Source organism: Pseudonocardia pini (assembly GCF_013870575.1).
Classification (GTDB): domain Bacteria; phylum Actinomycetota; class Actinomycetes; order Mycobacteriales; family Pseudonocardiaceae; genus Pseudonocardia; species Pseudonocardia pini.
This window is the reverse complement of the sequence record NZ_JACBXB010000369.1, coordinates 1-5336: the sequence shown is the minus strand read 5'-3', so window position 1 is coordinate 5336 and position 5336 is coordinate 1. Positions and strand designations below refer to the sequence as shown.

The following is a 5336-nucleotide window of genomic DNA, read 5'->3' as shown; positions in this document are numbered from 1 at the left end:
CTGCTCGGTGAGGAGCTCGGCGAGCGCGGCGCGCACGTCGTCGCGCAGCGGTGCCAGCGAGCTGGATCGATCGAGAAGGAGGGCGATGACGCTGCGTCCCGGTTTGGTCACGCGCGCAGGATGCCTCATCGGCTGCCACTCTCCGTCACCGCCCCCGGGTATGCACGAACGACCCCGTCGTGCATACCCGGTAAACCCCTGGCGCGCGACAGCGCCGTCCGGGCGCAGCCGTACGCTGGGCCCATGGGCTTCCCCGTTCAGCGGCCGCGGCGACTCCGCTCCACCCCGGCCCTGCGCAGGCTGGTGGCCGAGACCGAGCTGCGGCCCCGGCACCTCGTCCTGCCGATGTTCGTGCGGGAGGGCGCCACCGGGCCCACCCCGATCGCGTCGATGCCGGGGGTCGTCCAGCACACCCGGGACAGCCTGCGGAAGGCCGCGGTCGAGGCCGTCCAGCGCGGCGTGGGCGGGGTCATGCTGTTCGGCGTCCCCGAGCACCACGACGCCGTCGGCTCCGGCGCCACGGACCCGGACGGGATCCTCAACGTCGCCCTCCGTGACCTGCGGCAGGAGCTCGGCGACGACACGGTGATCATGTCCGACCTCTGCCTGGACGAGTTCACCGACCACGGGCACTGCGGCGTGCTCGACGCCCGGGGGCGGGTCGACAACGACGCCACCCTCGAGATCTACGCGCGGATGGGCGTGGTGCAGGCCGAGTCCGGCGCCCACGTCGTCGGGCCCAGCGGGATGATGGACGGCCAGGTCGGCGTGATCCGCGAGGCGCTCGACGCCGCGGGCCTCGCCGACACCGGCATCCTCGCCTACACCGCGAAGTACACCAGCGCGTTCTACGGGCCGTTCCGGGACGCGATCGAGAGCCAGCTCACCGGCGACCGCAAGACCTACCAGCAGGACGGGGCGAACCTCCGCGAGGCGCTGCGCGAGCTCGCGCTCGACCTCGAGGAGGGCGCGGACATGGTCATGGTCAAGCCCGGCCTGCCCTACCTCGACGTGCTGCGGACCATCGCCGACACGGCCGACGTCCCGGTCGCCGCGTACCAGGTCAGCGGCGAGTACGCGATGGTCGAGGCCGCCGCGGCGAACGGCTGGCTGGAGCGCGAGCGCACCATCCTGGAGTCGCTGACGAGCTTCCGCCGGGCCGGTGCGGACGTCGTCCTCACGTACTGGGCCTCCGAGGTCGCCGGGATCCTGGGCTCGTGAGGGAACCCGGGGTGCTGTCCGCGCTCACCGACCTGAACTTCGAGCGGTTCGCCACGCCCGCGGTGGTCCGGTTCCTCTACGTCGTCGGGATCGTCCTGACGGTGGTGGGGTACGCGGGCATCGTGATCGCCTTCTTCACCCGGGGTTTCGGCCTCGGGGTCGCGGCGCTCGTGGGCGGGGCGGTCGCGGCGTTGTTCGCCCTGCTCCTGCTGCGCGTGACGTTGGAGTTCCTGGTCGCCGTGGTTCGCCTGTCGCAGGACGTCCGGCGTCGGGACTGAGCGGTACCCTGCAGGCGTGAGCACCGGTGACCAGGGGGACGGCCCCCGCTACTACCCCAGTGGGCCGTCGAGCGGGCAGTACTCCCAGTACCCGCAGAACCCCTACGGGCCGGGCGCGACCGGCGACCCGTACGCCTACACGCCGTACGCGCAGCAGCCCGCCGGGCTGCCCCCCGTGCCCGCCGCACCCGCGCGCAGGCCGGGCACGGTGATCGGCGCCTTCGTGCTCGCGGTGCTGTCCGCGCTGCCGTTCCTGGTGCTGGGCGTGCTGGGGATGGCCGTCCCGATCACCGAGGACATGTTCCCCGCCGAGCTGGGGCTCCCGGCGATGCTGACCCAGTACGGCGTCTCGTTCGACCAGTTCCTGCAGGCCGTGCGGCTGATGCTGGCGCTCATCGCCGTGCTCGCGGTGGTCTACGTCGCACTCGCGGCCGCGGCGTTCGCGCGGCGCGGCTGGGGTCGGGTCGCGGTCACCGTCCTCACCGTGCTCTTCGACCTGTTCCTGCTGCTCAACGTGGGGGGCGCCGGATCCGGGGCGGCGATCGTCCTGCTGCCGGTGCTGCTCTCGGCGGCGGGCGTGGCGCTGCTGTACGTCCGGCCCTCCGCGGCCTGGTTCGCCAGGCTGTAAGACTGGACGGGTGAGCGCCACCCAGCCCGTCTCCCACTCCGCGGCCCTGTTCGCCCGAGCCTCCGAGGTCATCCCCGGCGGCGTCAACTCCCCGGTCCGCGCGTTCAACGCGGTCGGCGGGACGCCGCGGTTCATGGTCTCCGCGAAGGGCTCCTGGCTGACCGACGCGGACGCCAACCGCTACGTCGACCTGGTCTCGTCGTGGGGCCCGATGATCCTCGGCCACGCGCACCCCGAGGTCGTCGAGGCGGTCCGCGAGGCCGCCGTGCACGGGCTGTCCTTCGGCGCCCCCACCGAGGCCGAGGTGCGGCTGGCCGAGGCGATCATCGACCGGGTCGAGCCGGTGCAGCAGGTCCGGCTGGTGAACTCGGGTACCGAGGCGACCATGAGCGCCATCCGGCTGGCCAGGGGGATCACCGGGCGCACGGTCGTCGTCAAGTTCGCGGGGTGCTACCACGGCCACGTGGACGCGCTGCTCGCCCAGGCGGGCTCCGGCGTGGCCACCCTCGGCCTGCCGACCAGCCCCGGGGTGACCGGCGCGCAGGCGCAGGACACCGTGGTGCTGCCGTACAACGACCTCGAGGCGGTCCGCGCGGTCTTCGCCGAGCGGGGCTCGGAGATCGCCTGCGTGATCACCGAGGCGGCCGCCGGGAACATGGGAGCGGTCGCGCCCCGCCCCGGTTTCAACCAGGGTCTGCGCGACCTCACCCGCGAGTACGGCGCCCTGCTGGTCATGGACGAGGTCATGACCGGCTTCCGGGTCTCGCCCGCCGGCTGGTTCGGGCTCGACGGCGTGGCGGGGGACCTCTACACCTTCGGCAAGGTCATGTCCGGGGGGCTGCCCGCCGCGGCCTTCGGCGGGCCTGCCGAGCTGATGGCCTACCTGGCCCCGGCGGGCCCCGTCTACCAGGCCGGGACGCTCTCGGGGAACCCCGTCGCCGTGGCCGCCGGGCTCACCACCCTGCGGCTCGCGGACCAGGCGGTCTACGCGACGCTGGACGCCAACGCCGCCCGCCTCGTCGGCCTGTTCGGCGACGCGCTGTCCGCCGCCGGGGTCCCGCACCGGGTCCAGACCGCCGGGAACATGTTCTCGGTCTTCTTCACCGAGTCCGAGGTCGTGGACTACGACACCGCGAAGGCCGCCGACACCTGGCGGTTCCCCGCGTTCTTCCACGCCCTGCTCGAGGCCGGGGTGTACGGCCCACCGAGCGCGTTCGAGGCCTGGTTCGTCTCCGCAGCGCTCGACGACGACGCGTTCGCCGTCATCGAGAAGGCCCTCCCCGACGCCGCCCGCGCGGCGGCCGCGGCGGTCGCCCCGTGAGCGGGGACCGGACCTCGCCCGAGCCCACCGGGCCCAGGACCGTCGTCCACCTGCTGCGCCACGGCAAGGTGCACAACCCCGAGGGCGTCCTCTACGGGCGGATCCCCGGCTACCGGCTGGCGGACGAGGGGCGGGCGCAGGCCGAGACCGTCGCGAAGTTCCTCGCCGAGCACGACGTCACCGCCGTGGTCGCCTCCCCGCTGCAGCGCGCCCAGGAGACGGCCGCGCCGCTCGCGGAGACGCACGGGCTGGAGATCGTGACCGAGGACGGGCTCATCGAGTCCGGGAACCTGTTCGAGGGGCAGCGGTTCGGGGTCGGGGACGGCGCGCTGAAGAAGCCCGCCAACTGGCGGCTGATGCGGGACCCGTTCACGCCGTCCTGGGGCGAGCCGTACCTCACGATCGCGCACCGGATGTTCGGCGCGGTGCACCGGGCCCGTGCGCTGGCCGAGGGCCACGAGGCCGTCTGCGTGTCCCACCAGCTGCCGATCTGGACCCTGCGCCGCTACCTGCTGGGACAGCGGCTCTGGCACGACCCGCGCTCGCGCCAGTGCGCACTCGCCTCGCTGACCAGCGTGGAGTTCACCGGCACCACCATGACCGGGCTGACCTACGTGGAGCCCGCGGGAGCCTCCGACCCCACCGCCACGGGCGCATGAGACGGATCCTGTTCCTGCTGCTCGGGGCGCTGGTGCTGGCGGGCTGTTCGACCAGCAAGGACGCGGTGGCGACCACGCAGCAGGAGTTCACCTTCGTGGCCCCGGGCGGGCAGACGACGATCCTCTACGACCCGCCGTCCGCGCGCGGCGCGAGCCCGGAGCTGTCCGGGGACTCGTTGCTGAAGGAGGGCGCGCAGGTCGGGCTGGCGGACTACGCAGGCCAGGTCGTGATCGTCAACATCTGGGGTTCGTGGTGCGGGCCCTGCCGGGCCGAGGCCCCCGACCTGGAGTTCGTGGCGCAGCAGACCCGGGCCGACGGCGTCGCGGTGCTGGGCATCGACGTCCGGGACGACCGGGCCGCCGCCCGGGACTTCGTGCAGGACCGCGGCCTGACCTACGACTCGATCTTCGACCCGGCCTCCCGCAGCCTCGCCGCGCTCGACGGCTACCCGCGCAACGTCGTGCCGAGCACGCTCGTGCTCGACCGGCAGCACCGGGTCGCGGCGGTGTACCTCACGACGATCCGCCCCAGCGACCTCCTCCAGACCGTCCAACGCCTGGCAGCCGAGACTCCCCGACCCGCCTGACCCGCGTCATGGAGCCACAACTGTCGTGTCGACCCCGTCCAGCGACAGGTGTGGCTCCCTGGTGCGGGCGGGTCCACTACCGCGTGTAGAACGTGCGTACTCTGTCCAGTGATGGATGCCTCGACCACCCTCGCGGTCAGCGGTCCGCTGCTCGTCGCAGCGGTGGTCGCCGTGCTCGCGGGGGCGGTCAGCTTCGCCTCGCCCTGCGTGGTGCCGCTGGTCCCGGGCTACCTCGCCTACCTCGCGGGGCTGGTGGGGGCCGACGCCCCGCCCGTCACGCGCGAGGAGGCGAGCGAGCACCGTCGGGGTCGGTTCCGGGTCGCGGGGGCCGCGGCGCTGTTCGTCGCCGGGTTCACCGTGGTGTTCGGCGCGATCCTCGTGGGCGTCGTCTGGCTGGCCGACGTGCTGGTCCGCAACGAGCAACTGCTCCAGCGGGTCGGCGGGATCGTGATGATCGTGATGGGGCTGGCGTTCGTCGGCCTGGTCCCCGTGCTGCAGAACGAGCGCCGCGTGCACTGGGTGCCGCGCCTCGGCCTCTGGGGCGCCCCGCTGCTCGGCGCGGTGTTCGGCCTCGGCTGGGTGCCCTGCATCCTCGAGCCGGGCGAGCATGGTGTCGAAGGCGTCGGCGAGGTCGCGGAACTC

Annotated in this window: 7 protein-coding genes; all 7 read left to right on the top strand. The window is 73.3% G+C overall.

The features are described from left to right. The first annotated feature begins 243 nt into the window (after window positions 1–243). Window positions 244–1221, top strand: coding sequence for a porphobilinogen synthase (gene hemB, locus H5J29_RS19695; protein WP_181782521.1), 978 nt, complete (start codon window positions 244–246; stop codon window positions 1219–1221). Continuing rightward, on the top strand, window positions 1218–1499 hold the full coding sequence (locus H5J29_RS19690; RefSeq protein ID WP_181782520.1) for a DUF4282 domain-containing protein: 282 nt from the start codon (window positions 1218–1220) through the stop codon (window positions 1497–1499). The genes hemB and H5J29_RS19690 overlap by 4 nt, the downstream gene beginning before the upstream one ends. A gap of 16 nt (window positions 1500–1515) precedes the next feature. Beyond that, window positions 1516–2127, top strand: coding sequence for a hypothetical protein (locus tag H5J29_RS19685; RefSeq protein ID WP_181782519.1), 612 nt, complete (start codon window positions 1516–1518; stop codon window positions 2125–2127). A gap of 10 nt (window positions 2128–2137) precedes the next feature. Then, complete coding sequence (gene hemL / locus H5J29_RS19680; protein ID WP_181782518.1) at window positions 2138–3448, top strand: glutamate-1-semialdehyde 2,1-aminomutase; 1311 nt, start codon at window positions 2138–2140, stop codon at window positions 3446–3448. Then, the gene (locus H5J29_RS19675; RefSeq protein WP_181782517.1) at window positions 3445–4107 is read left to right on the top strand and encodes a histidine phosphatase family protein; all 663 of its coding nucleotides are present in this window, start codon (window positions 3445–3447) and stop codon (window positions 4105–4107) included. Before hemL ends, H5J29_RS19675 begins: the two co-directional genes overlap by 4 nt. After that, window positions 4104–4694 carry a TlpA family protein disulfide reductase gene (locus tag H5J29_RS19670; RefSeq protein ID WP_181782516.1) on the top strand — a complete coding sequence of 197 codons (591 nt, stop codon included), beginning with the start codon at window positions 4104–4106 and terminating at the stop codon, window positions 4692–4694. Before H5J29_RS19675 ends, H5J29_RS19670 begins: the two co-directional genes overlap by 4 nt. Window positions 4695–4805: 111 nt before the next feature. Next, window positions 4806–5336: cytochrome c biogenesis CcdA family protein (locus tag H5J29_RS19665; RefSeq protein WP_181782515.1), on the top strand; the 531-nt coding region annotated here is incomplete at its 3' end.

What these genes read in the sequence shown, in the direction of transcription:
- H5J29_RS19670 (WP_181782516.1), top strand. Translation starts at nt 4,104, where the DNA reads ATGAGACGGATCCTGTTCCTGCTGCTCGGGGCGCTGGTGCTGGCGGGC.
- hemB (WP_181782521.1), top strand. Translation starts at nt 244, where the DNA reads ATGGGCTTCCCCGTTCAGCGGCCGCGGCGACTCCGCTCCACCCCGGCC.